Genomic DNA, 26558 nt, shown 5'->3' with positions numbered 1-26558 from the left:
CTCTGGCGGCAAGGATGGCTGCTGGTGGCGCAGGGCTCCGCATCAAGTGCGGAGCACACGTGTGCCTGCGAAGGCAGCTATCCATCTCACGTTGGTCCCGCTTGGCGCGTGCGGGAGATGTGCCCCTGCCTTCGCAGGGGCACGCGGAGTCCCCTAGCCGTCGAACCCCACAAACACGGCAGCCTCATCCACCGGCTTCCGCTCCGACACCACGGCATTGGCAGGAAAGCTCTCGTCCGGCCAGCCGAGTGCAATACTTTTCATGATCACCTGGTCATCGGCAATGCCGGCATGTTCGCGGACCACCGGCGACTGCATGATGCCCTGGCTGTTGATCACCGTGCCCAGCCCCCGCGACCAGGCCGCGTTGACCAGCGCCGTCGCCACTGCGCCGCAATCAAAAGGCGTATCGTCGCTGCCGTCGAGCACCTTGTCATAGGTAATGATCACACACACCGGCGCATCAAACTGGCGGAATCCCCGCATCACCCAGTCCTGCCGCGCTTCCTTGTCGTCGCGCTCGATCCCCATCGCCGAGAAAAGCTGTTTCGCCACACCGATCTGCCGCTCGCGATGCGCGCCTGCAAAGGCCTCTCCGGTCCTGAATTCGCGCGACTGCGGCACCCCGGCCAGCATCCGCTCGGTGTTGCCGGCGCGGATTTTCTCCAGCGGCTCGCCGGTTATGACGTAAAAATTATAGGGCTGCGTGTTCATCGAAGAGGGGGCGCGCATCGCCAGTCCCAATATTTCCTCGATGAGTTCCTGCGGAACAGGGTCCGGCTTGTAGCCGCGTATACTGCGCCGGCCAAGGATTACGTCGTCAAACTGCATGGAAGTCTCCGTGTATAAATATGGGCTGCTGGCTAGCGGACAAATGGCGCTGTGCAAAGCCCGCTGTTGTCAGCGGCTTGACCGCAAACGACGGCCAGTGTGCTAATAGAGTGCATGATCCCCATTATCTGCTAAGCCCCACGTCATGAAAGACCGTTTCGAACGCCACAAACAGCCCTGGACCAGCGAAGAAGTGCAGAAGCTGCACGCCTTTGCCAAAAAGGGCATGACGCTCAAGGCCATATCCAAGGCGCTGACCCGCAGCGAAGAATCGATCCGGACCCGGTCCAAGCTGGACAAGCTGAAAATCGCCAAGAAGCGGTAAAACGCCGCTGCAAACCACTGGCTCGACAGCAACGGGAATGCCGGACTGATTCAAACCAATCAGTCAAAAACGGCATTGGAGCGATCAGTGCCGCTCAGTTTCCCCTTCATAATCCTCGATATGCTGCAAGTAATAGCGAGCGCTGACGACTTTTATCATCAGATATTCTCCGACAATCATGATGAACCAGTCGGCTGCTATTGCGGCGAAGATTGCGGCAAAAATGCCGATGAAAAAACCTGCGATTCCTGCTTGGGCGACAGCCAGTCCAAGCGTGCCGAGCAATACCAGCGCCGACAGGAAGGTTGCGACGACCGGCAGCATCGCCTTGCACCAGAACAGGTGCGGAAAGTCTCGATCGGAATCGATTGCACCCGTTTTCGCGATCTTGCGGAGTTCGTGCGCTGCCAGGTTTGCGGTCTTGATCGGCATCGTGAATATCGAACGGATCAGGATCAGGCCACCCGACGCAAGCCCCGGTCCGCGGGCTTTGTCGCTTTTCCCTGACGGTCCGGCTTCCGTGTCGGCTTGCAACGCTGCGCCACAATTGGCGCAATAGCTATCTGCCGCTTGAACTTCAGTGCCGCAAGATGTGCAGACCATCGATTACCCCCGTATAGCGCCCCTTGGGCTGGCTTATCACAAAATTTGCCCCTTTCCACAAGCCGCTTCCTCCGGGTTCCCCCAAACCTGCCTATCGACTACCGGGCACCTGCGGGAACATTTGCAGCGGGCAACAACACTAGCCCCGCGGCACCCGGATCTTGTCGACCAGCCAGCCGATCTCCTTCGGCGGCGCGCTTGTAAACCGCGCGACCGCAATCGCCACCGCGAAATTCAGCAGCATTCCGATCACGCCAATACCCTCGGGCGAGATTCCGAACAGCCAGTTCGCCGTGACATTGCTTTCCGGCGACCAGAGCTTGAACCAGCCGATATAGAGGAAGGTGAAGCTCAGCCCCGTTACCATTCCGGCAATCGCGCCCTCGCGGTTCATCCGTTTGGAAAAAATCCCCATGAAGATCGCCGGAAATAGCGAGGCGGCGGCCAGACCAAAGGCGAAAGCAACCACCTGCGCGACCCATCCGGGCGGATAGATGCCGAGATAGCCGGCCACAACGATCGCTGCGGTAGCGGCCAGCCGGGCTGCGAGCAGCTCGCCCTTCTCGGTAATCTGCGGTCGGAAGGTGCTTTTCAGAAGATCGTGACTGATTGACGAACTGATCACCAGTAGCAGCCCCGCCGCCGTCGACAACGCCGCCGCCAGACCGCCGGCGGCGACCAGCGCGATCACCCAGCCTGGCAGATTGGCGATTTCCGGATTGGCCAGCACCATGATATCGCGGTCAACATAGACCTCGTTCGGATTATCGTTCGCCGCTGCATTTTCTACAACACGTTCACCACTGGGTCCGGTGCTTGTCGTGAACTGCGGCGCGCCCTGAAAAGGATCGCCCTTGCCCAGCTGCATCTTGCCGTCGCCATTTTTGTCGCGCCAGGCGATCAGGTCGTTGCTCTCCCAATTTTTGAACCATGCCGGTGCCTCAGCATAATCGGTATCCTGCACGCTATCGATGAAGTTGAGCCGGGCAAAGGCGCCCACCGCTGGTGCTGTGGTATAGAGAAGGGCAATGAAAACCAGAGCCCAGCCCGCCGACTTGCGCGCGTCCGACGCCTTGGGCACGGTGAAGAAGCGGACGATCACATGCGGCAGGCCAGCGGTTCCGATCATCAGGGCAGCGGTGATGCAGAAAACGTCGATCATCGACTTGCTGCCGTCGGTATAGGCGGCAAAGCCCATGTCCTGCAGCACCAGATCAAGTTTCTGCAATACATAGAGTCCCGACCCGTCATTGACCGTCGATCCCAGCCCCAATTGCGGCACCGGATTGCCGGTGATCAGGAAGCTGATGAAAAAAGCCGGGACCATATAGGCAAAGATCAACACGCAATATTGCGCGACCTGCGTATAGGTAATGCCCTTCATCCCGCCGAGCACGGCATAGACAAAGACAATCGCCATGCCGATGATAACGCCGAGTGTGATCGGTACATCGAGAAAGCGGGAGAAGACGATGCCAACCCCGCGCATCTGCCCGGCGATATAGGTGAAGCTGATAAAGATCAGACAGATCACCGCCACCACCCGGGCCGCTTTCGAATAGTAGCGCGTGCCGATAAAGTCCGGCACCGTAAACTGGCCGAATTTCCGCAAATAGGGCGCGAGCAAAAGCGCCAGCATGACATAGCCGCCGGTCCAGCCCATCAGATAGACCGAGCCGTCATAGCCGGAAAAGGCAATGATCCCGGCCATCGAGATGAAACTCGCTGCCGACATCCAGTCGGCTGCTGTCGCCATGCCGTTGACCACCGGATTGACCCCGCCGCCGGCGACATAGAATTCCTTCGTCGAACCGGCCCGCGACGCGATCGCGATCCCGATATAGAGCGCAAAGGACAGGCCAACGAAAATATAAATGAGTGTCTGGGTTTGCATCAGCCGCGCTCAATCATCGAGATCATATTGGCGCTCGATCTGCTTCATCCGCACGCTGTAAAAGATGATCAGCAGGATGAAGAAATAGATCGCGCCCTGCTGCGCGAACCAGAAGCCGAGCGGATAACCGCCAATGGCAAATTGATCGAGAAAGTCGCGAAAGAGGATGCCCGCGCCGAAAGAAACGACGAACCAGATCGTCATCAACGTCGCGAGTAACCGGATATTCTGTGACCAATAGACCTTTTCCACATCGCTGGTAGCCCCGTCGCCAACGGACTTTTCCGGACTGTTATCGGACATGCTGGCCTCCCCCATTTTTCGTTACCGCCCAAACTAGGAGGTCGGGCAGGATTGCGCAAACAGGTTTTCGGAGCCCCCCGCTACAGGGAGACAGCGGCAGCGTCTCGCGCTCGCCTAGCGCGCGGCGTCATCCGGGACGGATGGAGAAATTCTCGAACGCAGCAGCAAGGTGGCCTGATCGTATAATTTCGAATCCTGATGGGCACGCGCCATCAGTTGCGCGCCATCGACGAGCGCAAGGCAGGCGTTCGCTTCTTCGACAGGATCGCCTATAGAGGCTATGCTGCCATCCTTGAGGCCCAGTTCGAACGTCTCGGTTAGCCACGCGATATTGGCTTCATGAAAGCTAAGCAGATCATCGACGATTTCACTGTGCAGTCTGTCGCGGTCAATATTCAGCGCAATCGACATGCAGATCGACTCGCCTTCTTCGACGAAGGTGCCGGTTTCGACAATATAGGCCATTAGACGATCACCCGCACGGCGCTCCTGGCCCGTCTCTTCCAGAAACGAGAATATCTGACCGGAGAAACGCCGGAATATTGCGGCTATCAACTCCGATTTCGACGAAAAATGATAATATATGCTCGACTTCTGGATACCGACATCACGCGCAATCTGGTCCAGACTGACGCCGTTATATCCCCGTCTGCGGACCGCCTCGGCAGCAATGTCCATGATCGCCAATCTGGTACTCATCGGGCGCCCATAACAGCAGGATCCTGCGATGTAAAATATACTGTGCCTGTCATAAATTTTAAGCATATCGAGCATTAATATTAACGATAAACCCCTATTCTTGATTGACTACCAACCGATCGGTCGATACGCGCTCGCAAGTCGAGTAGGTGACAGGAGTAAATATGCGTGAGTACAAAGATATAATTTCAAATAATGCCCGTTCTGGCAAACCAACTGATCACGCACGCACACAAGTCAAAGCACCGGCTGCCAATATCGGGACAGACCGGGGCTACAATATTGATCCGGCGAGGACCGCTGCGTTCTTGCTAAAAAGTCGCGCCATCGCTGTGGATCAATTGCGCGACAGCAAGCTTTATATCGATGACATCTCCTGGCACATCCTGCTGGACCTGATCGTTTCGACCGATGCTGGAACGCCGGCCACCGCGCTGGATCTTGCGTCCAGACTTGATGTAAAGACGTCGATCCTGTCACGATATATCGACTATATGATCGATAGCGGGCTGGTCGAAAAATATGCCGGTGGCGGGGACAAGAACCAGGCGCCCCTAAGACCGACTGCAGCGGGCAATGCCCTGTCCCGCGATATATTACAGAAAATCGGTCAACAATTCGTCAGTATCTGACGACATCATTCCAATTGCTATGCTGCCTTGATCGACCCGTTGGTCCGTTCAATATCCGCAAGCTGGCAGAGTTCCCCGATCGCTATATCCACATGGATGGCAGCTATGCTCGCCTGAATGGTGTCCAGTTGCGACAGAATCTGTTCGAGCTGGTCGATCCATTCCCGCAAGGCTTCGGTGTCACTGCTCATCGTTTTAAACAATTTTTCCTGCTATTCTTGTGGAACCAAAATCAGACCGGCACCGTTTGCATCCTTTTGCTCCACCAAGTCAACCATTTCCCATGCACGACCGGAGCCGGGTCAGATTCGAGCCAGTTATCGCTTGCCGGAATCAAGCTGAATTCCAATTGAATGTAAATAGCCATATTATGGTGTAAAATACAACTATTTACAGTTCATGCCTGACCTCACAGCTCTTCCACCGATCCCGTGGTCTGCTCCCGGAGAGACGATGGCCTCAATCAAATTTCCCGCTCTTCGGGAATCCCGTCGGTGGCAACCGGCCCGCCGCCCCGCGCGCGACCCGCCACATGGTCAGATCATTTTCCGTGCGCGTCCGGCCGCTTTCACCGCCCATGGTCCAGCTCAGCCCTTCTTCCAGTCTGAACAAAATCGCGTCGGACAGCCCGCCGTCCTTGTAGCGCTGCAGCATGACGCCCTGCCCCCTTGCCATTTCCGGCATTTCGGAAAGCGAGAAGACGACCAGTTTGCGGTTTTCGCCGATCGCCGCGACATGGTCGGCATTTTCCGGCACCTGTCGAACCACGAGCAAACGTGCGTCCCCCTTGAGATTGGCGACCTGCCGGCCCTTCTTGGTCTCGGCGACCACATCGGCGATATTGGCGACGAAACCACGCCCCCAGGTCGAGGCGAGCAGCAGCTTGCCCTTCATGTCGGCGACCATTAGCGCAATCGGTTCGGCGCCAGGTTCCAGGTCGACCATAGATCCGACCGGTTCGCCAAATCCGCGCGCGCCGGGAAGCTTGTCCGCCCCGATCGTATAGAAACGCCCGTTGTCGCAGCACATCAGCAGCTTGTCAGTGGTCTGCGCGTGGAAGGCATATTTCGGGCCGTCGCCTTCCTTGAACTTGAAACTGTCCGGCGTGGAAAGGTCCGCATGGCCTTTCATTGCCTTGATCCAGCCGCGCTGCGACATGATCACGGTGACCGGCTCCTTCTCGATAAAGGCTTCAAGAGAGATTTCCCGTGCGGGTGCCGCTTCGATCAACATCGTCCGCCGCGCGCCAAGTTCGGTATCCTCGGCATAGAGCTTGCGCAGCTCCGCGAGATCCTTCTTCAGCCGTGTCTTCTGCCGCGCCGGGCTGTCGATCAGCTTTTCCAGCCCTTCCCGTTCCTCGAGCAGCTTGTCGCGCTCGGTCCGCAATTCCATCTCCTCGAGCTTGCGCAACGAGCGCAGCCGCATGTTGAGGATCGCCTCGGCCTGACGGTCGGTCAGCTTGAACTCGTCCATCAGCATCGGCTTGGGGTCGTCATGATTGCGGATAATCTCGATCACGCGGTCGAGATTGAGATAGGCGATGATATAGCCTTCGAGCAGTTCGAGCCGGGCATCGATCTTGTCGAGCCGGTGCTGCGAACGGCGCACCAGCACTTCAATCTGGTGGACAATCCAGTGCCTCAAAACTTCGCTGATGCCCATCACCTTGGGCACCCGGTCCTTGTCGAGCACATTCATGTTGAGCGAGAAGCGGTTTTCCAGATCCGACATGCGGAACAGCGCGTTCATCAGGTCCTCGGGATCGACCGCGCGGTTTTTGGGTTCGAGAACAATCCGAACCTGTTCATCGGATTCATCCCGGATATCAGCGAGGATCGGCAGTTTCTTGTCGGCAATGATCTGGGCGATCTGCTCGATCAGCTTGCCCTTTTGCACCTGATAGGGAATTTCGGTGACGACGATCTGCCACGCTCCGCGCCCCTCGGCGTCTTCCTTCTCCCACTTGCAGCGCACCCGCATCGCACCGCGTCCGCTTTCATAGGCCGCGTCGATCACCGATTTGGGATCGACCAAAGTGCCGCCGGTCGCCAGATCCGGCCCCTTGATGATCGCCATGATCTCGGCATGTTCGGCCTTGGGACTATCGATCAGCAAGGTTGCGGCGTCGATAATCTCGTGGACATTGTGCGAAGGAATACTGGTCGCCATACCCACGGCGATCCCGCTCGCGCCATTGGCCAGCAGGTTCGGGAACAGGCCGGGCATGACCTCGGGCTCTTCATCCTCGCCATTATAGGTCGGCTTCAGATCAGCGGCATTCTCGTCCAGACCGTGCATCAGCTCGATCGCCGTGCGGGTCAGCCGGGCCTCGGTATAGCGATAGGCGGCAGCATTATCGCCATCGATATTGCCGAAATTCCCCTGCCCGTCGACCAGCGGATAGCGCAGGGAGAAAGTCTGGGCGAGACGGACCATCGCATCATAGACCGACTGGTCGCCATGCGGGTGATATTTACCGATCACATCGCCGACCACACGGGCGCATTTCTTGTAGCCTTGCGACGGATCGAGCTTGAGCAGCCGCATCGCCCACAGGAGACGGCGATGCACGGGCTTCAGCCCGTCGCGCAAATCCGGCAGCGACCGCGCGGTAATCGTCGACATCGCGTAAATCAGATAGCGTTCGGAAAGCGCCGCATCAAAGGGCGCTTCGACTATCGCATCAAATTCATCTTCGGGTTCTTCGGGCGGGGCTTCGGTTACATCACTCATGGGATGAGCGATAGCAGGGTGGATTCATGCTTGGTAGTGGGAAATTGGTCCCGGCAGTGTGAGACGCGGTTTCCACCGACCAACTTCAAGGCCCTGCGCACGCATTAGCCGGGATGAGGCCCATGATTACCCTGTAGATGAGCTTTCACAACCCAGGACACATCGTTGACGATGTCACAGCATCACATTAGCGTCAGAGTCATTCGCGGGAAGAGGAACCAGAGCCATGCGTTTTTCATTATTTGCCATCATGATGGCTTTCGCCTTAGCCGCATGCAGCAACGGCAGTGAATCCGGAGCCGAACTGCAGATGGCGGAAGAATCGGCAGATGCATATTCTGTCGAAGAGCCCCCTGTTCGGGATTCGGAAAGCGCCAACAGCACCGCGGAGGCTGGCGACATCCCGGTTTCGGTTCCTCAGATCGCCTATAGCTATCAATATGGCTTTCGCCTTCCAGCCTCGGAAATTGCAAAGACTCAACGGGCTCATGTCGAATTGTGCGAAAAACGCGGCCCGGAAATCTGCCGCGTCCTGAATATGGACAATAGTGGCGGAGAAGGTGATTATGCCACGGGCATGCTGAATATCGAAGTTGCCGCGCCACAAGCGCGTGCCTTTGGCGAGCAGCTCGCCAAAGCGGTCGACAGCAACGGCGGGAGCCAGATTGCGACATCGATAAGCGGCGAAGATCTTTCCAAGCGGATTGTCGACACGGAAGCACGTCTCCGAAGCCGGAGTTTATTGTCGCAGCGCCTGACTGAACTGCTGCGGACCAAAAAAGGGAGCGTGGCGGAACTCGTAGAAGCCGAGCGCGCGGTTACGCAGGTCAATGAGGAAATCGATCAGGCCCGCGGTTGGCTGAAGGAAATGCGCGGACGCGTGGCATTCAGCAAGATCGTGATCAACTACCAGTCCGCGGCGCCAGGTTCTGGCGGTTTCTCAAGGCCAATTCGAGAAGCTTTCGCCGGTATCGCCTCGACACTCGGTTCTTCGATCGGTGCCGCGATCACATTCCTTGCCGTCACCCTGCCCTGGATATTGGTTTTGTGCTTGGGGATTTACCTGCGTCGCAGATTCAAGGCACCGGACCGCACATTCTGGGGGCGTCGGATTGAAGTCGCCGCATCCTCGGACGATTGATTGCGCCGCCATTCACTTTGGCATATAGATGGAGTTCAACGCCCCGGTTCAATCGAAATCGCACGATTCGGTTCTCCGGGGCATGATTTTTTGTCGCTCTCTTTGCGAAGTGGAACCCAGCAATGTCCCGTCGTCGCCAGATTTACGAAGGTAAGGCCAAGATTCTTTACGAAGGTCCTGAGCCAGGCACTATCATCCAGTATTTCAAGGATGATGCCACCGCTTTCAATGCCGAGAAAAAAGGCACGATCAACGGCAAGGGCGTGATCAACAACCGGATCAGCGAGCATATTTTCACATTGCTCGGCCATATCGGCATCCCCAGCCACTTCATTCGCCGCCTCAACATGCGCGAACAGCTCGTCAAACAAGTCGAGATTGTCCCGATCGAAGTGATCGTCCGCAATGTCGCTGCCGGTTCCCTTTCCAAGCGCCTCGGAATCGAAGAAGGCACACCGCTGCCGCACACATTGCTGGAATATTGCTACAAGGATGACGCGCTTGGCGATCCGCTGGTTGCCGAAGAACATATCGCCTGCTTCGGCTGGGCCAGTCAGGAGGAAATGCAGGATATTTCCGCCATGGCCATCCGGATCAACGACTTCATGGCTGGCATGTTCGCGGGAATCGGCATCAAGCTGGTCGATTTCAAGCTCGAGTTCGGACGGGTTTTCGAAGGCGATTTTTCCCGGATCATTCTCGCTGACGAAATCAGTCCAGACGGCTGCCGCCTCTGGGATCTCAAGACAAACGAGAAGCTCGACAAGGATCGCTTCCGCCGCGATCTGGGTGGAGAAGCCGAGGCTTATCAGGAAGTTGCCCGGCGCCTCGGATTGTTCCCGGAAGGCGGGAGCGAAGTGACCGACCTCAACAGCGAACGGAAAAAGCGCGGAAAGTAGGCTGGCCGCGACTTCGCCGGGCACTGCAACAAGCCTTGGAATGTCCGGGAACGGCAAGCAAAAGCTGCGATGGTTTACGCCAAATTAACCATTGAACTGATAGCACGGACCTCATGTGGAACCCATGTGAGGAATTATTCCGATGCGCCTTTTGATTTTGCTCGCCAGTACAACGATGCTCGCCGCTTGCGGCGGTGCCGGCCCCCAATCCGCTGGCAGCAGCGCGCCTCCAACCGGCGGCACGGGCAGTGGATCCGGCAGCGGGACCGAGCATACATTTGTCGATCCGACCGAAGCCAAAACCTACACCGCTGTCGGCTCGTCACACAGCTATCAGTCGACCGTGCTGGATCCGGGCGCCAATGGCCAGCAACGGACGGTGCGTCAGACCACCCAGATCAGCCAATTATATCAGGGTGATGCCACAACGGTTCGCAATTCGAGTCTGACCATCGCCTATGATCCACGGGACGCGATCTTCAACGTCAGCTTTACCAACGGTCTGGCCGGAACATCCGGCGCCAGCCGCTTTCAGGATCCATTGCATCGCACGGATTTCGGAGGCGCCGTCGAACCCCAGGTCGGCACACCGAATCTCGGCTCTAATCTGTGGAACATCCCGGGAGTTCAATATCTCGAATCCGGCGCGTCGAACAATGTGGTTCAGGCAGGAGTATTGACCGGCGCGTCCGCGGAATTCCTGTTCGATCTGATCGATAGGGAGCAGGCCGGCAGCTACGACGCGACGACCTTCTTCTATCAGCTTCCCGGCACCGACACGCAATATGTCACTTTTGCCGGTTATCTCCGGAACAAGGCTTCCGTCTCCTATGACGGCGACACCGGCCTGACCACGCAGGTCAGCACGCTTGAACGAGGTGCCTTTGCCTATGGACAAATAACATCCAATGACAATGTGCCCACATCGGGCACCGGCACCTTTGACGGCACGATGTTGGCCACGATGGTCTTCAACGACCAGCCAGACATCACGGGCAACCGCGACACCTACATGCAATGGATCGCGGGCAACGCATCGACGAGTGTCAATTTCGGAGCGAATACCTTTTCGCTGTCGCTGGACGGTTCAGTCGGCGCCCCCACATTTGACGGCACCAGCGGACAGCATAGCGTGCTCGAGGGCGCACGATTTTTTGCCAATGGCGGCGGCGACATCAACCTGGTCTCCGCAGGCGGTTTCTTCGGCCAGTTCAACGAGGCATGGTTCGTCAATCCGGACAGCTCGAGACTGGATCTCGTGATCGCCGGGTCCAGCATCAACGGTGCCTTCTACGGTCCGGATGCCGAGGAGCTGGGGGGTGGTTATCGTATCGTTGGCGGCACGCCGGACGAACGGATCGACATTCTGGGAACCTTTGTCGGCAAGCAGCCCTAGAGGCAGGGATGCGTAATTCCGCCACTCTGGTAAAAACCGCAGCGCTCTCCTGCGTGGCAATTGCAGGACTGGGCCAGGCTCGGGCAGCGACACCTATGGCAATGCTGGCCGATGGCGCTGCCGAGATTGCTTCGAATTTCGAGCCGGGCTGCAACAGCGCCGGCCAGTGCAATCTGCGCGTGACACCGCAACAGCTTCTTGCGCAGGCGGAAGCCCTGATCCAGCAGAAAAATTATCAGGCGGCACTGCCTCTGGTCGACGCTTTGGGACAGGTGCCCGAGTTGCAGATGCAGCAACGCTTTCTCGCCGGCTATATCGCCATCGAGACGGGTGACATCAAAGGCGCGATCCGGAAGTTCCGGTCGATACTGGATGAAAATCCGGGACAGACGCGGGTCCGGCTGGAACTGGCGAGAGCCTATTTGCTGACCGGCAAGGAAGCCAGCGCCGACTATCATTTCCGCCTTGCACAAAATGACGAGAATCTCCCGGACGAGATCGCCAGGACCATTCGCAACACGCGCAGCATTTTGCGCGATCAGAGGATATGGCGCTTCAGTTTCGATTTCGGCTTCGCGCCGGATACCAATATCAACGGCGCCACGGATGCAGAGTCCATCGACATCAACTTCGGCCCGATCAAATTGCCGCTGCAGCTTGACGAAAATGCGCGCGAACGTTCGGGAATCGGCCAGACCGCCGGCTTTTCCGGTGGCATTCGGATCAAGACCAGCGACCGGATGGCGCTGTTGTTCGACGCTGACAGCAAGATTGTAAACTACAAGGGCAAGGAAGCTGACGATATCGTGGTTCAGGTTGCCGCAGGTCCGGAACTGCGGATTGCCCGCTACAGCAGCATCTCGCTTCAGGCGGTCGGTCTGCATCGCTGGTACGGCGGAAGGCTCGCGACGCGGGAATATGGCGGACGTGTCGGATATCAACAGGCGCTCAGCGAAGGACAGAGACTGGGAGTCGAACTGGACGTTCGGCGCACCGAATCCCAGACCAGCGATTCCTACAGTGGCTGGCAGCTTGGCGCGAATGCCACCTACGAACATCTCGTCGGCAAGGCACTGATTGCTTCAGCCAGCGTTTTTGCCCGTCGTGATCTGCTCAACGCCGAAGGCTTTTCCAGCTTCAACTACGGGGTCAATCTGGGGCTGGGTGGAGAATTGCCGCTGGGGTTGAACGCCGGGGTGGCCGCCAGCGTCAGCCGGTCGGCATTTGATGCCCCCTTGCTGCTCTATTCCACCGAGAAAAGGCAGGACTGGCGCGGATTCGCCCGCGCCTATATGGGCAGCCGCAAAATCAAGTTTCTCGGCTTCTCACCCTCCGTCGACTATGTATATTCGCGGGTGGACAGCAATTACGATCTGTATGAAATGAGCCGTCATCGCGTGAATTTCAAATTTGCCCGCTATTTCTGACGCGATAATGGCGCAATCCGGCATTCGTCCTTTCCAATTGTCCTTCTAACTCTTGCCCCGGCTAATCTTGGCGCTATAGCATGGTGTTGTTGACGACGGCAAAACGCGAGGGCGCAGGATGAAAGTCAGAATTTTTGTTACGCTGAAACAGGGCGTATTGGACCCTCAGGGCAAGGCCATCCACCATGCGCTGGAAAGCCTGGATTTTTCCGGCGTAAACGATGTTCGTGCCGGCAAGCTGATCGAACTCGACCTTGATCCGTCCGTCCGCCGCGAAGAAATCGAGAAAATGTGCGACAAGCTGCTCGCCAACACCGTGATCGAAAATTATGATATCGAGATGCCGGATTCGGCACTGGAGACCGTTTCCTGATGCAATCCGCAGTGATCGTCTTTCCCGGCTCGAACTGCGACCGCGACATGGCCGTCGCGCTGGAAACCGTTTCGGGACAAAAGCCCCACATGGTCTGGCATGGCGACAGCGAGCTGCCGTCGGGACTTGATGTCATCGCGGTTCCCGGTGGCTTTTCCTATGGCGATTACCTGCGATCGGGGGCCATGGCTTCACGATCCAACATCATTAAGCCGGTGATCGAAGCCGCCGCTCGTGGCGTGAAGATTCTGGGCGTGTGCAACGGGTTCCAGATCCTGACAGAAACGGGGCTGCTGCCGGGCGCACTGATGCGCAACAGCAATATCCATTTCGTCTGCAAGGATGCCGAACTGGATGTGACCAACAACGATACGATTTTCACGTCGGGCTATGACACAAACGCGGCTATCTCAATTCCTGTGGCCCATCATGACGGCAATTTCTTTGCCGATGATGAAACGCTGGACCGGCTGGAAAACCAGAATCAGGTGGTGTTCCGCTATCGCGACGACATCAACGGATCGTCGCGCAATATTGCGGGCATCATCAACGATGCCGGCAACGTATTGGGCATGATGCCACATCCGGAACGGGCAATTGACCCGAAACATGGCGGCACCGACGGGCTGGCCCTGTTCGAAAGCCTGCTCCGCTAGTTCCCGGCAAGGTTTCGATCGGATCGCTAACGGCTCCGAATAGAAAACACCGCAGATCGTGGAACTGATCGCCTTACAGAGCGATCCATAGTTTCACATTGCCGATATTGGATCGGCCCGGCTTTGCCGGAGGCGGTACGGGCACCGCAAGCCCCGATATTCTCAACCCGAAACAGCCCAGGACGGGTCTGATCCGACGCGCGGGTAAGCGATTGTGTGAAACGGCTCTCCGCCCCCGCATATCGCCAAAGCGGAAACGAAAAAGGGCCGGTCCGAAGACCAGCCCTTTCCGAAATAGGTAGCAATGTTGCTATTAGTTACCGGAACCAGGTCCGTACATAACTTCAACACGACGGTTCTGAGGCTCACGGACGCCGTCTGCGGTTTCAACGCGAGGACGCGATTCACCGAAGGCTTCGCTCGAGATAACGCCGCTACCGATGCCGCGCGATTCAAGATACGCACGAACAGCCGCGTTGCGACGCTGGGACAGACCGACGTTGTAGCTGGCAGAACCAGATTTGTCAGCGTGACCAGCCAGCATGACCTGAGCCGAACCACAATCGCCATATGCGGTAACCGCATTGTCGAGAACCGAAGCCGCTTCCGGAGTGATATCCGACTGATCCCAGTCAAAGAACACAATGTAAGGGCCAGGTGCACATACTGCCGGTGGTGGTGGCGGTGGTGGCGGTGGTGGCGGTGGAGGTGGCGGTGGTGGTGGAGGCGGTGGTGGCGGTGGTGCCGCTGGTTCGCCGCCAAAGTTGTAGATCAGGCTACCGAGGATCGAGTGGCTCGAAACATCGGTAGAGACATCGCGACCAAGCGAGTCGACCAGATCAACACCGGTTGTGTTGAAATAACGATATTTCAGACCAACGTCCCAGCTGTCGCTGATCGGAGCGCGAACACCGGCGAGAGCCTGCCATGCGAAACCGGTATCGGAATCGTCAAGCCATGGAGAAGCGATGATGTTGGTGAGTTCTGTACGAGCAACACCAACGCCGCCGCCAACAAAACCCTGAAGGCCGTCATCAGCACCGAAGTCAACCAGGCCGTTCAGCATGAAGCTGAGCGCGTTGACATCGCCGTTTGTTGGGAAGAAATAGCCTGTATTTCCACCATTCCCGAGACCAGGAATAAGCGCGCCGCCGAGAACCTGACTTTCACCAACAATGTCGCCGGCGCTAGCCTGCTTGTAACCGACTTCAGCTTCGAGGCGGAATGATCCGAAATCATAACCGACTATTCCGTCAAAATCATATCCTGTGTCATGATCGATGCTGGCGGTATTTTCGATACCATCAATATCAAGATCAACGTCTTCGACAATCATCGCACCGCCCTCGACACCGACATACCACTGGCCGTCACGGGCCAGGGCAGGTGTTGCGAGCGCTGTGGAGGCAAGCGCCATTCCTAAGGCAAGCTTCCGCATTTATATTCCCCTTCTCAATTAGGTTCTAAATTCACGCCGCTTTCTACCCGCTTGATCTTGCCAGTGCAAGCGACCAAATTGCATAACTGTTGCGAAAATGTCGCCATTTTCAATATTTAACCCAAAAAATCGGCCATAATCTCGGTGGCATAGCGAAATTCCGCTTGTCTGTGGCTCTGGAGAGTCGCTTTTACAGGCCGGACAGCAGAATCCCCTGCGCGACAAGAGCCGCCAAAATCGAATCGATAGCCTGGCGTGCCTCGCTGTCAACCACGCTGCCCGCTGCCGGATTTGCAATGGCCTCGGCCGGTTGCCAGGAACCGCGATACACTGCGAAGCTTGCCGCTGGCTCGATATAGACCCGCATCATCGCCAGCGGTGCGATAAAGGCCCAGCCGTTTCCCGTCCAGCCGGCAATATGATCGTCATGCCCCTGCCACTCATTCGTGGCGCCCGGCGCGACAAGCCATGACTGCCCCGGCAGCGGCTCGATATTTGACGGATCGCTCTCGATCCCCTGCACGGTCGGGTGGATCAGAAAGTCGATTCGGGTCAGCGCCTCGTTGTGGAACAGTTCCTTGTGCGCCTGCCCTGCTGCCAGCAGCGGAATTTCAAACCGAGCGGTTTCCAATATTGCCATGATAAATCTCTTTTCAGCTAATGGTTGAAGGCGAAAACCGGCGGAGTCACAGGGGGATTGCAAAGGCCAGCGCGACAGACCGGCCAGAGGCACCGATCTGGAAAATTCTGACGTCAATATTCGTGCTGTTCCCGCTAATGAATGGCGCAATCTGGGAGGCGGAAAGGATAGCCTGCTCCTCCGGCGTTTCCAGGGAAACGCTCGCTGCCGATCCACCGTCGGCTGCCAGTTCAATCCGATATTGCTCGACCTCCTCGGCCAGCGGCACATCCACATGATCGGACCAGATTGTCCCTGCACGGGACCGGCGGGTCCAGCGGATCTGAAGATCGCCGCCATCGAGAAATTGCCATTCCGGATGGACGGGAGACCAGGGAAGCAGGGCCCGCCCGGGTGAGTCGAGCATCGCCGAGACGGGTGCCGGATCATCGCGTCCCACAGCGTGAAAGATTGCGGGAGTAAACGGCGCATAAAAAGCAGGACCGATTTCCAACATCGACCCGCCGTCGAGCAGGACAAAATCCTCGCCGGCACCATGTGTGGCAATTTCAGCTTCTGTCCCGCCCAGCCCGCGGATCAGCCGGGATAGGCGAAAACGCCCATCTCCTAGCGGAATGGCCACCGCGAACTGGATGATCTCCCGCCCGATGAGGGCGATGTTGTGTCCAGCGAGCAACCGACCATCGTCCGCCTGGACCAGATTCATCTGCGGATTGTGCAAGGCCACTTCGATCTGGTTGATCTGGTCGATCAGGGACGGGTTTGCGGTAGCGAGCGTCCCGACCGTGGTGCCCAGAACCGTTGCTGCGGGAATCTGGCCGACATATTCGCCGGACGCATCCTCCGGTCCGGAGGCAAAGAGCTGTGCGTTCCGCCATCCGGGCTCACCGGCCGCCGCGGCATAAAGTTTGGCTGAGTCCGAAACGGCGGTGGGCGCAACGAGGGCGAAGGGCAAATCGACGAGGATCAGTCGAGTCAGGCCGGCGCGGAGATCCGGATCCGAGATGATCCGGCCCTGGTCGGATTCGACATTCAGCAGAGCCTTGTCCGCGCGCATCCGTATCAGCGAGAGCTGCGCGCTGCCTGAACCAATCTCGCATTCCCGGACCCGCCACAAGCCCGTGAAACCAGCGATTTCCACCAGCATGGCGGGACGGTACAAGCAGCTGCTCAGGGGCAAGGAAACCTGCAGGATCGAGCGTTCGGCATATTCCGACCACAATCCGATCGTGGCAAGTTTCTTCGCCTGATCTGCCGATATCGCCGCGGGGAAGTCCCGTACGAGCGCCATTCAGCCGGCACCTCCTCGGAATGCGGTCTGGATTCCAGACTGATAATCCCGAGCCGGATCATAATAGCGCTGCGACAATTGCCTCGGCGTCGCGGAAATGGCGGCGGTCCGCTGGGCGGGTAGCGCAATTTCCTGCGTCCCGGTCGCACTGAGAAAGTCAGCGTGAACCATCACAGCCGGTTCATCGTTCGCAGGAGCGCGCGGCGACGCGGCTATCCGGTCGATCGCGTCCGGGTCCGATGAAAAGGAGAGCGCGATGGAATCGGTGAGCGCTCGCAACGCAGTCTGCCGGTCTTCGCCGCCAGCCGCAAAACCTGTTAACCTGTCAGCGGATGACAGGGCAATCCGCTGTCCCGAAATATCCGCGATGATATCGGCAATCGCGACCGAACCGTCATCGCCGATCACTTCGAAGGTTAGCGAGGGGATCCGGTTGCCATATTCGGTCAGGTCCATGTCTTCGAAAACGGCCAGCGCCAGGCCGCGATAGGCGGGCGTCCCGCCGCCCGCTTCCGCACCGGCCATCAGGCCATCGACGGACTGGTCCTCGCCACCCGGATGAAAGGCAAAGCCGGTTTCCGTCTTGAAATCTCCGGCGGCGCCACGAAATATTTTCCCGTCCGCCCATATCCGGCCGATTGCCTTGATCGGGCGGCTCGACAAAGCAACCGCGAAACAGGCGGAATAGCTGTAGATCGTGGTGCTCGGGCGTCCCTTGCCGCCACCCTCGCGGGATCGCGTTTCCTTCAGATCGGTCGCCCATATCACCGTTCCGGCAACCCGCATCCTGCCGAATATACGGGGGACCTGGGACCCGTAGCTTGATGTCTGGACGGCCAGTTCCTGCAGCCGCGGTCCCTCGCGGCCTGTCGGTTTGAACAGGATATTCTGATCGACCTGCTGTCCGATGATAGCCCCGATGGCGCCGCCGATAGGCCCACCAAATGCGGTGCCCACGGCGCTCAAAACCAGTGTCGCCATTCAATCCTCCGTCAGCCTGAATATCGCGACAATCGGCCAGGGCGCTTCGCCGGGGCAGAACACGACCTTGCCGAGACCGGCATGGGCGTGGACAAAGCCGTCGCCAGCGCGGATCAGGAAATGCCATTGGACAGGACTGGGCCTGACCAGAATAATATCGCCTTCGCACAGCTCCGATTCCGGCGCAAAGCGGGTAAATCCGGTCTCTGCCATGAAGGCGCTGATCGACTGTTCTGACCCGCCGCGGATCGAATAGCCGTTGGGCGCATCGCATTCAAAGTCGCCAGCCAGCAGGCATTTCTGCGCAAGGCCGATGCAATCCAGCCCGGTTTCCTCGTCGCGACCGTGCAGGCAGAAGCGCGCACCGCAAAGGGCCATAGCCTTGTCCGCCATTTTTCGTTTTCCTTTTCCGGGGGATGTCATGCGCCGGGATATCTCGTCAGCAGATCATTGCCCGGCAGATAAGGCTCGCCGCGAAAATTGATGCTGTTGCCAAAACGGTCACGGCAGGTTGCGAAATTCTTGTTACAGCCTTCGGTGAGCAGAATGTTTGTGCCTGGATCAACGGACTGGGCGGGCCGGTCTGCCAACCGCACGACGCCCGCCTCCCCGTCGACTATCGCATAGCTTAGCCCGCAATTCGGGCCGTTCAGAAAACGCAGGGAACCAAACGCAAAATCGGATGCGGCATCCCCGAGTGCCTCGATTGTAACTGCGTCACCGTCCACCGCCAATATCCGGCCCTCCCGCTGATAGCGGTGCAGGCTGAGCTTGCACTGGCGGTCACCAAATTCGGCGCGGCAGGTGGGTGATGTCAGCGGGGCTATCGGCTCGTCGAGAAAGGAAGTCGCGCCCAGCATCTCGACCGTGAAACTGTCGCCCGACCGCACGATCTCTCCAAATTCGCCGCAAATCAGCGGCAGTGGCTCGGCCTCCGGCTGCTGCCAGTCGACCAGCGCAATATAGAGCAGCGCGCCGTCCCAGCGCCCTGCGTCAAGATCCGCCTCCGCTATCGCAGCGCTCGCCATCACACCCGCAATTTCAACATTGTCGATGTCGAGACTGTCGGACAGCGCGATCGAAGAGGGCACCATCCCCGGGGCCGCGCGATAGCGAAACCCGTCGATGACAAGATCCCGGTCATGAGAGGCAAAGCCGAGCGCGACGCCGTCCGCACGCTCCAGTCGCCAGAGATAGGCGCTGGTCGTGACCTCCCGGTCCAGCCAGTCGAGACTCATGACGGTTCCCGTACCTCGACGAGCAGCACTTCGGGAATATCGCCGGCGAGGAAGGTCGCGTGGTTCACGGTCAGCTGGTCGCTTTCGAACCGCACCGGCACATCGAACAGGAAACCGGCGGTAATATCGCTATTGTCGGCGGGCGGACTGTCGAAGACGACGGTTCCCGCCTGCCCGAGGGACCATCCGCCGGCAGTCTGGCCATTGACGGCTACCTGCAGCGTTTCCGGGTCGGGGCGGGTGATCCGCCTTTGCTGCGGCTCTTCGGCGGGATCGCCGTAATTTTTTACCAGCGGAAATGCTGTCCGCTGGCTATCCCCCTTGCCGAGATACTGGTCGGTCGGCGCCGGTTCCCCGACCATGTCATGCGAGCTATGGTCATAGGGATCACGGAAACGAAAGGCTTTCGCCGCTCCCCGGCGCGCGCGGAAGAAAGCGATCAATATCCGCAATTCGTCTTCACTGCGGACACCAGGTCCAACATCAAATTCCAGCCGCGCATCGGCCCAGTCGCTGTTGCGTTTCTCGTGACCGGAAATGGTCGTCACGATATTGGTGGAAAAACCCGGCGACACGCTGGCCCCCTGGCCAATTGCGAGCGGGAATTGCACGTCATCGAAGGCGTTCACATCCTCCTCCTCTTCCTGAAAATAGGTGAATCCGTCCCGCACCACCTGCGGCAGCGCCCAGATGAAAATATCAGCCGTGCCTCTCGCATGCGCGTCAGCAATGGCGTCCACCATATGGCTCCAGATGAACCGGTCCGCCGGTTGCAAAACGAAGCCGGAGAAATATTGCTGCTGTTCGACCGGATAGCCCAGCCTCTGGGTCGCCAGTTCGATCCCGCTTCTGGTGGCAGAGCGATTGCCGGCAATCACCCAGTCATAATCTTCCAGCTGCAATATATCGAAAGCGGGATATGCCCAGCCCACGGGCAGGTTGGCCCGCTTGGCCTCGGGAGCCTGCTCGTCCAGAATCGTCGGCAAATAGGCCAGCAACAGGGTCTCCACCGGCGTCGCCCCCGCTTCGTCTTTCACCGCATCCAGCAGAGCGGCGGTCGACGCCGCCAATATCGCGCCGGCCTGATCCAGCATGGCATTTTGCGCCGCGGTCTTCGGTCCGTCGATACTGGCAATGCTGACCGAATTTTCACCAAAGGCCGCGCTGGCCGCATCGTCATAGAGACAAATACGCTTGTCCGGCATGATCCACCACCATGGCTCGCCAACCTGGAAGCGGATCGCCGCGCCCGCATCCCGGGCAATGGCGATAAAGGCCCGCGCGACGGCCTGCAGATAGTTCATTGCATCGCCATTGGCTGGCGACAGCAAGGTCGATGGCGGCTCCCAGCCGGTCAGCGCCGGATCCCCATTCTCCGCCCGCTGCTTCCAGTCGCTCCAGCAATGCGCGTCGAGCAGCTCGTAGGACAGCGAGAGGATCACCGAGAAGCCCATCGCTTCCGCGCGGGTTATCAGGTCGCGGTGCCAGACCGTTGCCGGCTGGTTGATCGCGGCAAATTCTTCGCCCGGTTGCGGCGCCGAAAGGCTGACATAAAGCCCCTCGCCAATCGTTTCGAGCCGGAAATAATGACTCATCCCCAGATAGTGATTGATCGACCCGCGATAACCCAAAGCGCGCGTCATCCGCAGCAGGCGTTCCGGCGTCTGGTTGAAACTGTCATCATAGGCGGTGGCCATCGACAGACCATTTTCCGGCACCATGATATCGCCGACTTCCAGCACCGCGCCCTGGCCATCGGTCCGGATCGCACTCATTTCGACCCAGCCGATTTTCGGCTTGGCATAGCGCGTGCCCAGCTCGTCATAGTCCGGCGGAATGATCGAAATGAACAGCCGGTCGATATCTTCAGGAAAGACCGGATCGGCCTCTCCCGGCAGCAGAAATCCGCCTTCGACCTTGGAAAATTCTATCGAAATCTGCGCATCGGTCGGCGTGCCGCTGGCATAGTTCCACAGCCGGACATACCAGGATTTGGGATCACCCGCCGCATCCCGCCCCTCGATCGTCAGCGTCGGGCCGTCGACCGCATCGAGCGGCATGATCCCCGAAGACCGCCAGCGGAACTCCCATTTGAGCCGCGAATAGTCGCGCTCCGTTTCATAAGCGAGCAGCGGATGGTCGAGCGTATCTTCGCTCTCCCAGATCAGCCCGGCGAGATCATCACTATTGTAGAAAACTGCATCCACGCGCAGCGCGTCCGCCGCGGTCGAAACCACGGATGCCATCATCGGGCGCGGGAAATTGATCGTCCAGAAACGGGGATCTAAGCGCTGGATGTAGCTGCTCCGCTGCCCGGTTCTTTTCTCGGCGAGCCAGAATCCCATATCAACCCGCCTTTGCGCTCAGCACATTGCGCACCGCGCGCGCCACCTGCCGGCTCGAACGACGCATCTGGTCGGGCGCGCTGCCCTGGCCATTGTCGGAGATATTGATCGTAAGCCGGATATCGGGGGCAGCGCGGGCCGCCACCGGCGGTTCGATCCGCCCCGCTGCCGTCGGTACGAACAGCTCGGGCCCGCGCTCTCCGACCATATAGGCGCGGCCGCCCGTTACCGGACCGCCCGTCGCCCGCCCCGGCGCTCCGAGAAAGGCGCTCAGCAGGGATGTTCCCAAGTTGAGCAGGCCGCCGCCAGAACCGGACGAACCACCGCCAAAAAGACCTGACAAACCATTGTTGATCGCGGCGCTGGCAATATCGTTCATAACCGAAAGGGCGAAGCGGCGCAGATCCTCAAAATCCAGGGAGCCACGACGAATGGCGCGGCTAAGGGTATTCTCCAGCACCGCCCCTGCCCGCTCGAGACCTGACGCAAAGGGACCCTCAAGCTGCCCTTTCATATCGGCCACATCCTTGGCAAAACCGGCGGTATCGGCGCGCACGCTGACCACCAGCCGTTCGATTTCTTCATCCATCGGGGAAAGCCTTTTTCAGTTTTTCAAATTGTTCGGAGCCGAGTGGAGCCTGACCGGGCCCGCTGCCGGCGAAGACCGAAAATATGGTTGCCAATTCGGCGGGCGTCGCGTGCCAGAACTGGTCGGGTGTCCAGCCGAAGACGGCGGAGACTGTGCCGGATAATCTTTGTGCCGAAGATGAAAAATCATTGTGCCCCCGCGAAGGCGGGGGTCCATCTTGGAACAGATCGTCTGCCGAACCAATGGGAGATGGATCCCCGCCTTCGCGGGGACACGCCTCACGCATCGCCGCCCGACAATATCTGCTTCAGCAGGATCTTTAGCGCCGGCGTCACCCCGGCCAGCCCCAGCTTCATCATCCCCTCGCCCAGCTGGTCGCGGGTCAATTGCGCGGGTCGATCGCGCGCAACATGCCAGAACAGCGTGACGATTTCCGACAACAAAAGCCGTCCATTAGCGGCCCGTTCAACCAGTTCGAACAGCGATCCCAGCTCATCCTCGGCCGCGACCAGGGCGGCAAAGCGGGGCCGCAGGATCAAGCGCGTGCCCTCAATCACAATCTCTGCCTCGCCGCGCAGGGCGTTGGCGCGCCGCTCAGACACTGGCGACCGCTCCGGAGCTTTCCAAGCTCAGCGTGTAACTGCGCTCGCCGTTATAATCGCCGCTATAATCCAGCCGCGCGACGAGAAAATCGCCCTGCATCCGCTCGCCGCCCTCGAAGCTGAGTTCATAGGCGTCGATGATGCCGCCCAGCGCATGATTCTTGATCCGCATCTCCGCGTCCGAGCCGGTGAACACGCCAGCCCCTGACACGGACACAGACCGAACTCCCGCACCCGACAGCAACTGCCGCCAGCCGCCGCTGTCCTTACTGGTGATCGCTACCGGTTCGCCATTGATCGACATCTGTGTGGTCCGCAGACCCGCGATGGTCGTGTAGCTGACGGGGCTCTCGCCATCGCCGATTTTCAGGAGAAAGGCGCTGCCTTTTTCTGCTGCCATATTCTGGTTCCTTCCTGTTGTATTTCTTTTGTCTCGCGGCAGTTCGCTACGCGAACGCCTCCAACGGGGCGGGCTTTCGCCCGGCGCGCGGTCGCGCTTGCCTCCGCTGCGCGTCGGTTTGGTGCTCCCTCTGGTGGTAAGTTTCTAACCGAGCGCAGCGAGGCAAGGGCGCCAAAAAACTAATGGCGTCCGCCGCGCCATACGGCGCGAAAGCCAAGGGCGCGGATGCGCCCGCCCGGCGCCTGAGGTTAAAATAGAAACATCTCCCTGCCTGCGCAGGGGCACTACGTCCTCAAAACCCTCGCCCGATATTCGACTAGCCCGCTCCACGGGCTGACCGCGCTGCGCAGAACACGCGTGCGACGGAAATCAAAAGTGACGATCTGCCAGCTAGCCGGATCATCCAGTCCCGGCTCGAGCGCCTCCTCGACCAGCGCCATCACCCGGTGCAGGCGCGCCGCCGTCTCGCCGTCATCGTGGACGGTCAGCGCAAGGCTCAACTCGCGGCCGACACCGCCCTTGTGGCTCCAGTCGAGCGAGGCCCCGGTGGCCAGCGCGATATAGGGAAATTCGGCACGCGGCGGCGGCCCGTCAAATATGCCGCTGATCAAATCCATCAATGGCCCATGCCCGTTCAGCTGCGTCACCAGCTGCTGCTGTACCGCTTCCAGCGCGCTGCTCATCGTACGGCCCGCATCAGAAAAGCGACATCGCGCAGGCTGCTATTCCCGATCAGCCGCTGTTTCAGCCGCCGGGCTTCCACCCGCACTCCTTCGCCAGTTTCTGTAACCCGCACATCGGCAGGCAACTCTTCCACAAGCACAGATTTGATCTCGGATTTGGCGCGAGCCAGCCGCTGTTCGGCAATCGCCTCCCCGCGCTTCTGCAATTTTTCCATCATCTTGTCTCTTCCGCCTGCAATATGGTTTTCGGGACCAGACGGTGCTCCAGAATCACGCTTGAAACGGTCATTATCCGGTCCCCCCAGACCAGCCGGTCGCCCGGCTTGATCACCTGGGTTTCGCGCAAGGTAAACCGCCAGCGCGGCATCGCCGAGCGGCTCTCCGCTTCGCTGGCCGTTCCGCCGTGCAAGGCTTCGGCAGCCGCCCAGAAGACGCCCACGGTAAGATATTGCGGTTCGGCCGAGCCCAGCGCATCGCGCCCGACACTCTGCCGTTCAATCGATATGCGTTCGCGCAAAATGCCGGAAAATTCCTGTCCCATCACCCGATCCTCATCCGGCGAAAGGGTCGCCACAAAGCGGTCACCGCACTCGGCGGGCCGCCCGCATCGACACCGTCGCGATTGGCGTAGAGATAGCCCGCCATCCGCACGATCCCCTGGCGCAGGCTCGCGGGCAGTTCATCCCAATCTGTCGCCAGACCGGCGTTATAGGTCACGCGGACCCGGGAGCCGCCATCACTCCGGTGCAGCCTGATCCAGCCGATACCGTCGCTGTCGATGTCGAGCGCATAGTCCTCGACCGCAAACGCCGCCGCGATCCCGTCCGCGCCCACCGCCTCGACCGAAACAATCGACTGCACCGGCAGACGCTTCAGCTTCTTCCACTCACGCCGCGCCGGCAACATATCTGTCACCGACCGGACAATCAGCATCTGCCCGGTAAAATCCTCGCACAAGGACGCCGCGCTGCGCAGAAACGCGTCGATGGCGGCATCATCGGCCTGATGATCAATCCGGACAAAATCCCTGACCTCTGCGATCAGCGCTGCCGGTAGGTCCGGCCAGTCTGCAATGGGGAAGCTCACGGTCGCGGCATCCTTTCACTTGGGTTTAGAAATATGCGCCCGCGCCGGAACGAGAGGGGGAGCAACCGGCACGGGCGCGCTGCGCCGAAGCGCAGCAAGGGGTCAGGAAGCGCTGAACTGCATCAGCTTGATCGCTTCCGAATTCATGATCTGTCCGCCAACCCGCTTGGTCGCGTAGAAATGGACAAACGGCTTGTTGGTGAACGGATCGCGCAAGATGCTGGTCGCGCTGCGTTCGGCGATCAGATAGCCGGCGCGGAAATTACCGAAGGCAATCGACAGGCTGTCCGCCGCGATATCGGGCATGTCTTCCGCCTCGACCACCGGATAGCCGAGCAGGGTCGCGGGCTGGCCACTGGCGAGCGAAGGCTGCCACAGAAAGGCACCGTCCGCCGTCTTGAACTTGCGAATATGCGCCAGCGTCGAGCTGTTCATCACGAAGGATGCGCCCTGCCGGTAGGCGGGACGCAGCGTGTGGACCAGATCGACCAGCACATCTTCGCTGTCGAAACTGCCAGACGCGCCCGACGGCACATATTGCAAAGACCCGAACGCCCGCACGTCATCACTCTCGTCGGTCACCGTCGCGTTGAGAAAGCCGCGCGGCTGGTTGACGCCGGAGCCACCGACAAAGGCGGCGCCTTCCGCCTGGGCAAATTCGCGGGCAATTTCGTCCGCCAGCCAGGATTCGACGTCAAAAGCCGCATCATCAAGCATCGCCTGAGAGGCTGCCGGATTGGCGTACAGCTCACCGCTCGGCGGCGCGATCTCGTTGAAATCCGGCGTATCGGTTTCCGGACGCCCTGCCGTTTCGCTGACCCAGCCGGAGGGCGTGCCGCCGGTGGTCACCAGCTTGCGATAGCCCGCCGTGCCGGTCTGCACGACCGTTGCGATGGAGCGTATTGGCGAGATATCCTTGAGCGTCGCCCCGATCAGCGCATCAATTTCCTGCGGCACGGCAAAACCGCCCTCGGGTCCGGAGGCACCGGAAAAGCTTTTCAGCTCGACACCGCTCTGGTCTCCGCGCCGGAGATATTTGGCGACAAAATCCTGCGCGGCCGCCGAAGAGGGCATTCCCTTCGCACCATCGATGTTTCCGGCCAGCACAGGCCGGGCCGAAGCCTTCGAAATATCGCTCATCTGCACCTTCAGGCCATCGACATCGGTGCGCAGCGATTTGATCTGGTCGCTCTGGCTGGCGACATCTTCGGCCATCAGCACCGCGTCAAAGGACGCTTCAAGCGGGTCGGCCTTGGTTTCGAATTGGGGAGAATCTGTCATGTCTTTCCTTTCCTGTGGGCAATAAAAAAGCCGCCCGGTGAGGGGCGGCTCGGGGTTTTCAAATTGTCCGGC

General features: G+C 59.2%; 31 protein-coding genes. 8 read left to right on the top strand and 23 right to left on the bottom strand.

Features of this window, described 5'->3' with window-relative positions; genetic code table 11:
- Window positions 1-153: 153 nt before the first annotated feature.
- Window positions 154-831 (bottom strand): nitroreductase, encoded by a 678-nt coding sequence (locus CHN51_RS08915; protein ID WP_100093702.1) that lies wholly within the window; start codon window positions 829-831, stop codon window positions 154-156.
- Between the two features lie 145 nt (window positions 832-976).
- On the opposite strand from CHN51_RS08915, the gene CHN51_RS08910 reads away from it, so the two are divergent.
- Complete coding sequence (locus CHN51_RS08910) at window positions 977-1156, top strand: hypothetical protein (protein ID WP_100093701.1); 180 nt, start codon at window positions 977-979, stop codon at window positions 1154-1156.
- An 84-nt stretch (window positions 1157-1240) separates the two neighbouring features.
- Here CHN51_RS08910 and CHN51_RS08905 read toward each other — a convergent pair whose 3' ends face one another.
- The 4 genes from CHN51_RS08905 to CHN51_RS08890 all read right to left on the bottom strand — a co-directional run bounded on the left by CHN51_RS08905 (window position 1241) and on the right by CHN51_RS08890 (window position 4655).
- Window positions 1241-1759, bottom strand: a complete 519-nt coding sequence (locus CHN51_RS08905) for a zinc ribbon domain-containing protein (RefSeq protein ID WP_123906286.1) — start codon at window positions 1757-1759, stop codon at window positions 1241-1243.
- A gap of 139 nt (window positions 1760-1898) precedes the next feature.
- On the bottom strand, window positions 1899-3653 hold the full coding sequence (locus tag CHN51_RS08900; RefSeq protein ID WP_100093699.1) for a sodium:solute symporter family protein: 1755 nt from the start codon (window positions 3651-3653) through the stop codon (window positions 1899-1901).
- Between the two features lie 9 nt (window positions 3654-3662).
- Window positions 3663-3956, bottom strand: coding sequence for a DUF4212 domain-containing protein (locus tag CHN51_RS08895; RefSeq protein WP_100095497.1), 294 nt, complete (start codon window positions 3954-3956; stop codon window positions 3663-3665).
- A 114-nt stretch (window positions 3957-4070) separates the two neighbouring features.
- The gene (locus CHN51_RS08890) at window positions 4071-4655 is read right to left on the bottom strand and encodes a TetR/AcrR family transcriptional regulator (protein ID WP_164089074.1); all 585 of its coding nucleotides are present in this window, start codon (window positions 4653-4655) and stop codon (window positions 4071-4073) included.
- 308 nt (window positions 4656-4963) lie between these two features.
- On the opposite strand from CHN51_RS08890, the gene CHN51_RS08885 reads away from it, so the two are divergent.
- Window positions 4964-5287: a hypothetical protein gene (locus CHN51_RS08885; protein WP_123906285.1), complete on the top strand. Its 324-nt coding sequence runs from the start codon at window positions 4964-4966 to the stop codon at window positions 5285-5287.
- 17 nt (window positions 5288-5304) lie between these two features.
- Here CHN51_RS08885 and CHN51_RS19730 read toward each other — a convergent pair whose 3' ends face one another.
- Window positions 5305-5478: a hypothetical protein gene (locus tag CHN51_RS19730; protein ID WP_164089071.1), complete on the bottom strand. Its 174-nt coding sequence runs from the start codon at window positions 5476-5478 to the stop codon at window positions 5305-5307.
- 268 nt (window positions 5479-5746) lie between these two features.
- Window positions 5747-8020, bottom strand: coding sequence for a DNA topoisomerase IV subunit A (gene parC / locus CHN51_RS08880; protein WP_100093696.1), 2274 nt, complete (start codon window positions 8018-8020; stop codon window positions 5747-5749).
- A gap of 226 nt (window positions 8021-8246) precedes the next feature.
- On the opposite strand from parC, the gene CHN51_RS08875 reads away from it, so the two are divergent.
- From CHN51_RS08875 to purQ, 6 genes are all read left to right on the top strand, one after another.
- Entirely contained in the window at window positions 8247-9161 is a 915-nt protein-coding gene (locus CHN51_RS08875) for a DUF4349 domain-containing protein (RefSeq protein ID WP_100093695.1), read from the top strand.
- A gap of 122 nt (window positions 9162-9283) precedes the next feature.
- A complete protein-coding gene (gene purC, locus CHN51_RS08870; protein WP_100093694.1) occupies window positions 9284-10060 on the top strand; it encodes a phosphoribosylaminoimidazolesuccinocarboxamide synthase in 777 nt (258 codons plus the stop codon).
- A gap of 142 nt (window positions 10061-10202) precedes the next feature.
- Complete coding sequence (locus tag CHN51_RS19725; protein WP_164089069.1) at window positions 10203-11456, top strand: transferrin-binding protein-like solute binding protein; 1254 nt, start codon at window positions 10203-10205, stop codon at window positions 11454-11456.
- A gap of 8 nt (window positions 11457-11464) precedes the next feature.
- Window positions 11465-12883, top strand: a complete 1419-nt coding sequence (locus CHN51_RS08865) for a surface lipoprotein assembly modifier (RefSeq protein ID WP_164089067.1) — start codon at window positions 11465-11467, stop codon at window positions 12881-12883.
- Between the two features lie 118 nt (window positions 12884-13001).
- On the top strand, window positions 13002-13256 hold the full coding sequence (gene purS / locus CHN51_RS08860) for a phosphoribosylformylglycinamidine synthase subunit PurS (RefSeq protein ID WP_100093692.1): 255 nt from the start codon (window positions 13002-13004) through the stop codon (window positions 13254-13256).
- The gene (gene purQ / locus CHN51_RS08855) at window positions 13256-13912 is read left to right on the top strand and encodes a phosphoribosylformylglycinamidine synthase subunit PurQ (RefSeq protein ID WP_100093691.1); all 657 of its coding nucleotides are present in this window, start codon (window positions 13256-13258) and stop codon (window positions 13910-13912) included. Before purS ends, purQ begins: the two co-directional genes overlap by 1 nt.
- Window positions 13913-14225: 313 nt before the next feature.
- On the opposite strand, the gene CHN51_RS08850 is transcribed toward purQ, so the two are convergent.
- The 16 genes from CHN51_RS08850 to CHN51_RS08770 form a co-directional block, all read right to left on the bottom strand.
- Window positions 14226-15350, bottom strand: coding sequence for an OmpA family protein (locus tag CHN51_RS08850; RefSeq protein ID WP_206170040.1), 1125 nt, complete (start codon window positions 15348-15350; stop codon window positions 14226-14228).
- Between the two features lie 190 nt (window positions 15351-15540).
- Window positions 15541-15990 carry a DUF2793 domain-containing protein gene (locus tag CHN51_RS19720; protein ID WP_164089065.1) on the bottom strand — a complete coding sequence of 150 codons (450 nt, stop codon included), beginning with the start codon at window positions 15988-15990 and terminating at the stop codon, window positions 15541-15543.
- A gap of 46 nt (window positions 15991-16036) precedes the next feature.
- Window positions 16037-17281: a hypothetical protein gene (locus CHN51_RS19715; protein WP_164089063.1), complete on the bottom strand. Its 1245-nt coding sequence runs from the start codon at window positions 17279-17281 to the stop codon at window positions 16037-16039.
- Complete coding sequence (locus CHN51_RS08830; RefSeq protein WP_100093686.1) at window positions 17282-18262, bottom strand: phage tail protein; 981 nt, start codon at window positions 18260-18262, stop codon at window positions 17282-17284. It abuts the gene before it with no gap.
- The gene (locus tag CHN51_RS08825) at window positions 18263-18655 is read right to left on the bottom strand and encodes a hypothetical protein (RefSeq protein WP_100093685.1); all 393 of its coding nucleotides are present in this window, start codon (window positions 18653-18655) and stop codon (window positions 18263-18265) included. It abuts the gene before it with no gap.
- A gap of 26 nt (window positions 18656-18681) precedes the next feature.
- Entirely contained in the window at window positions 18682-19500 is an 819-nt protein-coding gene (locus tag CHN51_RS08820) for a DUF2163 domain-containing protein (protein WP_100093684.1), read from the bottom strand.
- The gene (locus CHN51_RS08815) at window positions 19497-21845 is read right to left on the bottom strand and encodes a DUF2460 domain-containing protein (protein ID WP_100093683.1); all 2349 of its coding nucleotides are present in this window, start codon (window positions 21843-21845) and stop codon (window positions 19497-19499) included. Before CHN51_RS08815 ends, CHN51_RS08820 begins: the two co-directional genes overlap by 4 nt.
- A 1-nt stretch (window position 21846) precedes the next feature.
- Window positions 21847-22434 carry a tail tape measure protein gene (locus CHN51_RS08810; protein ID WP_100093682.1) on the bottom strand — a complete coding sequence of 196 codons (588 nt, stop codon included), beginning with the start codon at window positions 22432-22434 and terminating at the stop codon, window positions 21847-21849.
- Window positions 22427-22720 carry a phage tail assembly chaperone gene (locus tag CHN51_RS08805; RefSeq protein ID WP_100093681.1) on the bottom strand — a complete coding sequence of 98 codons (294 nt, stop codon included), beginning with the start codon at window positions 22718-22720 and terminating at the stop codon, window positions 22427-22429. The genes CHN51_RS08810 and CHN51_RS08805 overlap by 8 nt, the downstream gene beginning before the upstream one ends.
- On the bottom strand, window positions 22713-23036 hold the full coding sequence (locus CHN51_RS08800) for a gene transfer agent family protein (protein WP_100093680.1): 324 nt from the start codon (window positions 23034-23036) through the stop codon (window positions 22713-22715). Before CHN51_RS08800 ends, CHN51_RS08805 begins: the two co-directional genes overlap by 8 nt.
- On the bottom strand, window positions 23029-23436 hold the full coding sequence (locus CHN51_RS08795; RefSeq protein WP_100093679.1) for a phage tail protein: 408 nt from the start codon (window positions 23434-23436) through the stop codon (window positions 23029-23031). The genes CHN51_RS08800 and CHN51_RS08795 overlap by 8 nt, the downstream gene beginning before the upstream one ends.
- A gap of 284 nt (window positions 23437-23720) precedes the next feature.
- On the bottom strand, window positions 23721-24119 hold the full coding sequence (locus tag CHN51_RS08790; RefSeq protein WP_100093678.1) for a DUF3168 domain-containing protein: 399 nt from the start codon (window positions 24117-24119) through the stop codon (window positions 23721-23723).
- Complete coding sequence (locus tag CHN51_RS08785; RefSeq protein ID WP_100093677.1) at window positions 24116-24337, bottom strand: hypothetical protein; 222 nt, start codon at window positions 24335-24337, stop codon at window positions 24116-24118. Before CHN51_RS08785 ends, CHN51_RS08790 begins: the two co-directional genes overlap by 4 nt.
- Window positions 24334-24660: a head-tail adaptor protein gene (locus tag CHN51_RS08780; protein ID WP_100093676.1), complete on the bottom strand. Its 327-nt coding sequence runs from the start codon at window positions 24658-24660 to the stop codon at window positions 24334-24336. The genes CHN51_RS08785 and CHN51_RS08780 overlap by 4 nt, the downstream gene beginning before the upstream one ends.
- Entirely contained in the window at window positions 24660-25205 is a 546-nt protein-coding gene (locus CHN51_RS08775) for a hypothetical protein (RefSeq protein ID WP_240616927.1), read from the bottom strand. The genes CHN51_RS08780 and CHN51_RS08775 overlap by 1 nt, the downstream gene beginning before the upstream one ends.
- A 102-nt stretch (window positions 25206-25307) precedes the next feature.
- A complete protein-coding gene (locus CHN51_RS08770; protein WP_240616949.1) occupies window positions 25308-26420 on the bottom strand; it encodes a phage major capsid protein in 1113 nt (370 codons plus the stop codon).
- Window positions 26421-26558: the final 138 nt, after the last annotated feature.

The sequence above is a fragment of the Sphingorhabdus sp. YGSMI21 genome (assembly GCF_002776575.1).
Taxonomy (GTDB): domain Bacteria; phylum Pseudomonadota; class Alphaproteobacteria; order Sphingomonadales; family Sphingomonadaceae; genus Parasphingorhabdus.
The sequence above is the reverse complement of the archived record's forward strand: the minus strand, read 5'-3'. Positions and strand labels throughout refer to the sequence as shown.

Excerpts from the sequence above, each read along its gene's own strand:
- CHN51_RS08915 (WP_100093702.1), bottom strand. The coding sequence starts at position 831 with ATGCAGTTTGACGACGTAATCCTTGGCCGGCGCAGTATACGCGGCTAC.
- CHN51_RS08910 (WP_100093701.1), top strand. The coding sequence starts at position 977 with ATGAAAGACCGTTTCGAACGCCACAAACAGCCCTGGACCAGCGAAGAA.
- CHN51_RS08905 (WP_123906286.1), bottom strand. The coding sequence starts at position 1,759 with ATGGTCTGCACATCTTGCGGCACTGAAGTTCAAGCGGCAGATAGCTAT.
- CHN51_RS08900 (WP_100093699.1), bottom strand. The coding sequence starts at position 3,653 with ATGCAAACCCAGACACTCATTTATATTTTCGTTGGCCTGTCCTTTGCG.
- CHN51_RS08895 (WP_100095497.1), bottom strand. The coding sequence starts at position 3,956 with ATGTCCGATAACAGTCCGGAAAAGTCCGTTGGCGACGGGGCTACCAGC.
- CHN51_RS08890 (WP_164089074.1), bottom strand. The coding sequence starts at position 4,655 with ATGAGTACCAGATTGGCGATCATGGACATTGCTGCCGAGGCGGTCCGC.
- CHN51_RS19730 (WP_164089071.1), bottom strand. The coding sequence starts at position 5,478 with ATGAGCAGTGACACCGAAGCCTTGCGGGAATGGATCGACCAGCTCGAA.
- parC (WP_100093696.1), bottom strand. The coding sequence starts at position 8,020 with ATGAGTGATGTAACCGAAGCCCCGCCCGAAGAACCCGAAGATGAATTT.
- CHN51_RS08875 (WP_100093695.1), top strand. The coding sequence starts at position 8,247 with ATGCGTTTTTCATTATTTGCCATCATGATGGCTTTCGCCTTAGCCGCA.
- purC (WP_100093694.1), top strand. The coding sequence starts at position 9,284 with ATGTCCCGTCGTCGCCAGATTTACGAAGGTAAGGCCAAGATTCTTTAC.
- CHN51_RS19725 (WP_164089069.1), top strand. The coding sequence starts at position 10,203 with ATGCGCCTTTTGATTTTGCTCGCCAGTACAACGATGCTCGCCGCTTGC.
- CHN51_RS08865 (WP_164089067.1), top strand. The coding sequence starts at position 11,465 with ATGCGTAATTCCGCCACTCTGGTAAAAACCGCAGCGCTCTCCTGCGTG.
- purS (WP_100093692.1), top strand. The coding sequence starts at position 13,002 with ATGAAAGTCAGAATTTTTGTTACGCTGAAACAGGGCGTATTGGACCCT.
- purQ (WP_100093691.1), top strand. The coding sequence starts at position 13,256 with ATGCAATCCGCAGTGATCGTCTTTCCCGGCTCGAACTGCGACCGCGAC.
- CHN51_RS08850 (WP_206170040.1), bottom strand. The coding sequence starts at position 15,350 with ATGCGGAAGCTTGCCTTAGGAATGGCGCTTGCCTCCACAGCGCTCGCA.
- CHN51_RS19720 (WP_164089065.1), bottom strand. The coding sequence starts at position 15,990 with ATGGCAATATTGGAAACCGCTCGGTTTGAAATTCCGCTGCTGGCAGCA.
- CHN51_RS19715 (WP_164089063.1), bottom strand. The coding sequence starts at position 17,281 with ATGGCGCTCGTACGGGACTTCCCCGCGGCGATATCGGCAGATCAGGCG.
- CHN51_RS08830 (WP_100093686.1), bottom strand. The coding sequence starts at position 18,262 with ATGGCGACACTGGTTTTGAGCGCCGTGGGCACCGCATTTGGTGGGCCT.
- CHN51_RS08825 (WP_100093685.1), bottom strand. The coding sequence starts at position 18,655 with ATGGCGGACAAGGCTATGGCCCTTTGCGGTGCGCGCTTCTGCCTGCAC.
- CHN51_RS08820 (WP_100093684.1), bottom strand. The coding sequence starts at position 19,500 with ATGAGTCTCGACTGGCTGGACCGGGAGGTCACGACCAGCGCCTATCTC.
- CHN51_RS08815 (WP_100093683.1), bottom strand. The coding sequence starts at position 21,845 with ATGGGATTCTGGCTCGCCGAGAAAAGAACCGGGCAGCGGAGCAGCTAC.
- CHN51_RS08810 (WP_100093682.1), bottom strand. The coding sequence starts at position 22,434 with ATGGATGAAGAAATCGAACGGCTGGTGGTCAGCGTGCGCGCCGATACC.
- CHN51_RS08805 (WP_100093681.1), bottom strand. The coding sequence starts at position 22,720 with ATGCGTGAGGCGTGTCCCCGCGAAGGCGGGGATCCATCTCCCATTGGT.
- CHN51_RS08795 (WP_100093679.1), bottom strand. The coding sequence starts at position 23,436 with ATGGCAGCAGAAAAAGGCAGCGCCTTTCTCCTGAAAATCGGCGATGGC.
- CHN51_RS08790 (WP_100093678.1), bottom strand. The coding sequence starts at position 24,119 with ATGAGCAGCGCGCTGGAAGCGGTACAGCAGCAGCTGGTGACGCAGCTG.
- CHN51_RS08785 (WP_100093677.1), bottom strand. The coding sequence starts at position 24,337 with ATGATGGAAAAATTGCAGAAGCGCGGGGAGGCGATTGCCGAACAGCGG.
- CHN51_RS08780 (WP_100093676.1), bottom strand. The coding sequence starts at position 24,660 with ATGGGACAGGAATTTTCCGGCATTTTGCGCGAACGCATATCGATTGAA.
- CHN51_RS08770 (WP_240616949.1), bottom strand. The coding sequence starts at position 26,420 with ATGGCCGAAGATGTCGCCAGCCAGAGCGACCAGATCAAATCGCTGCGC.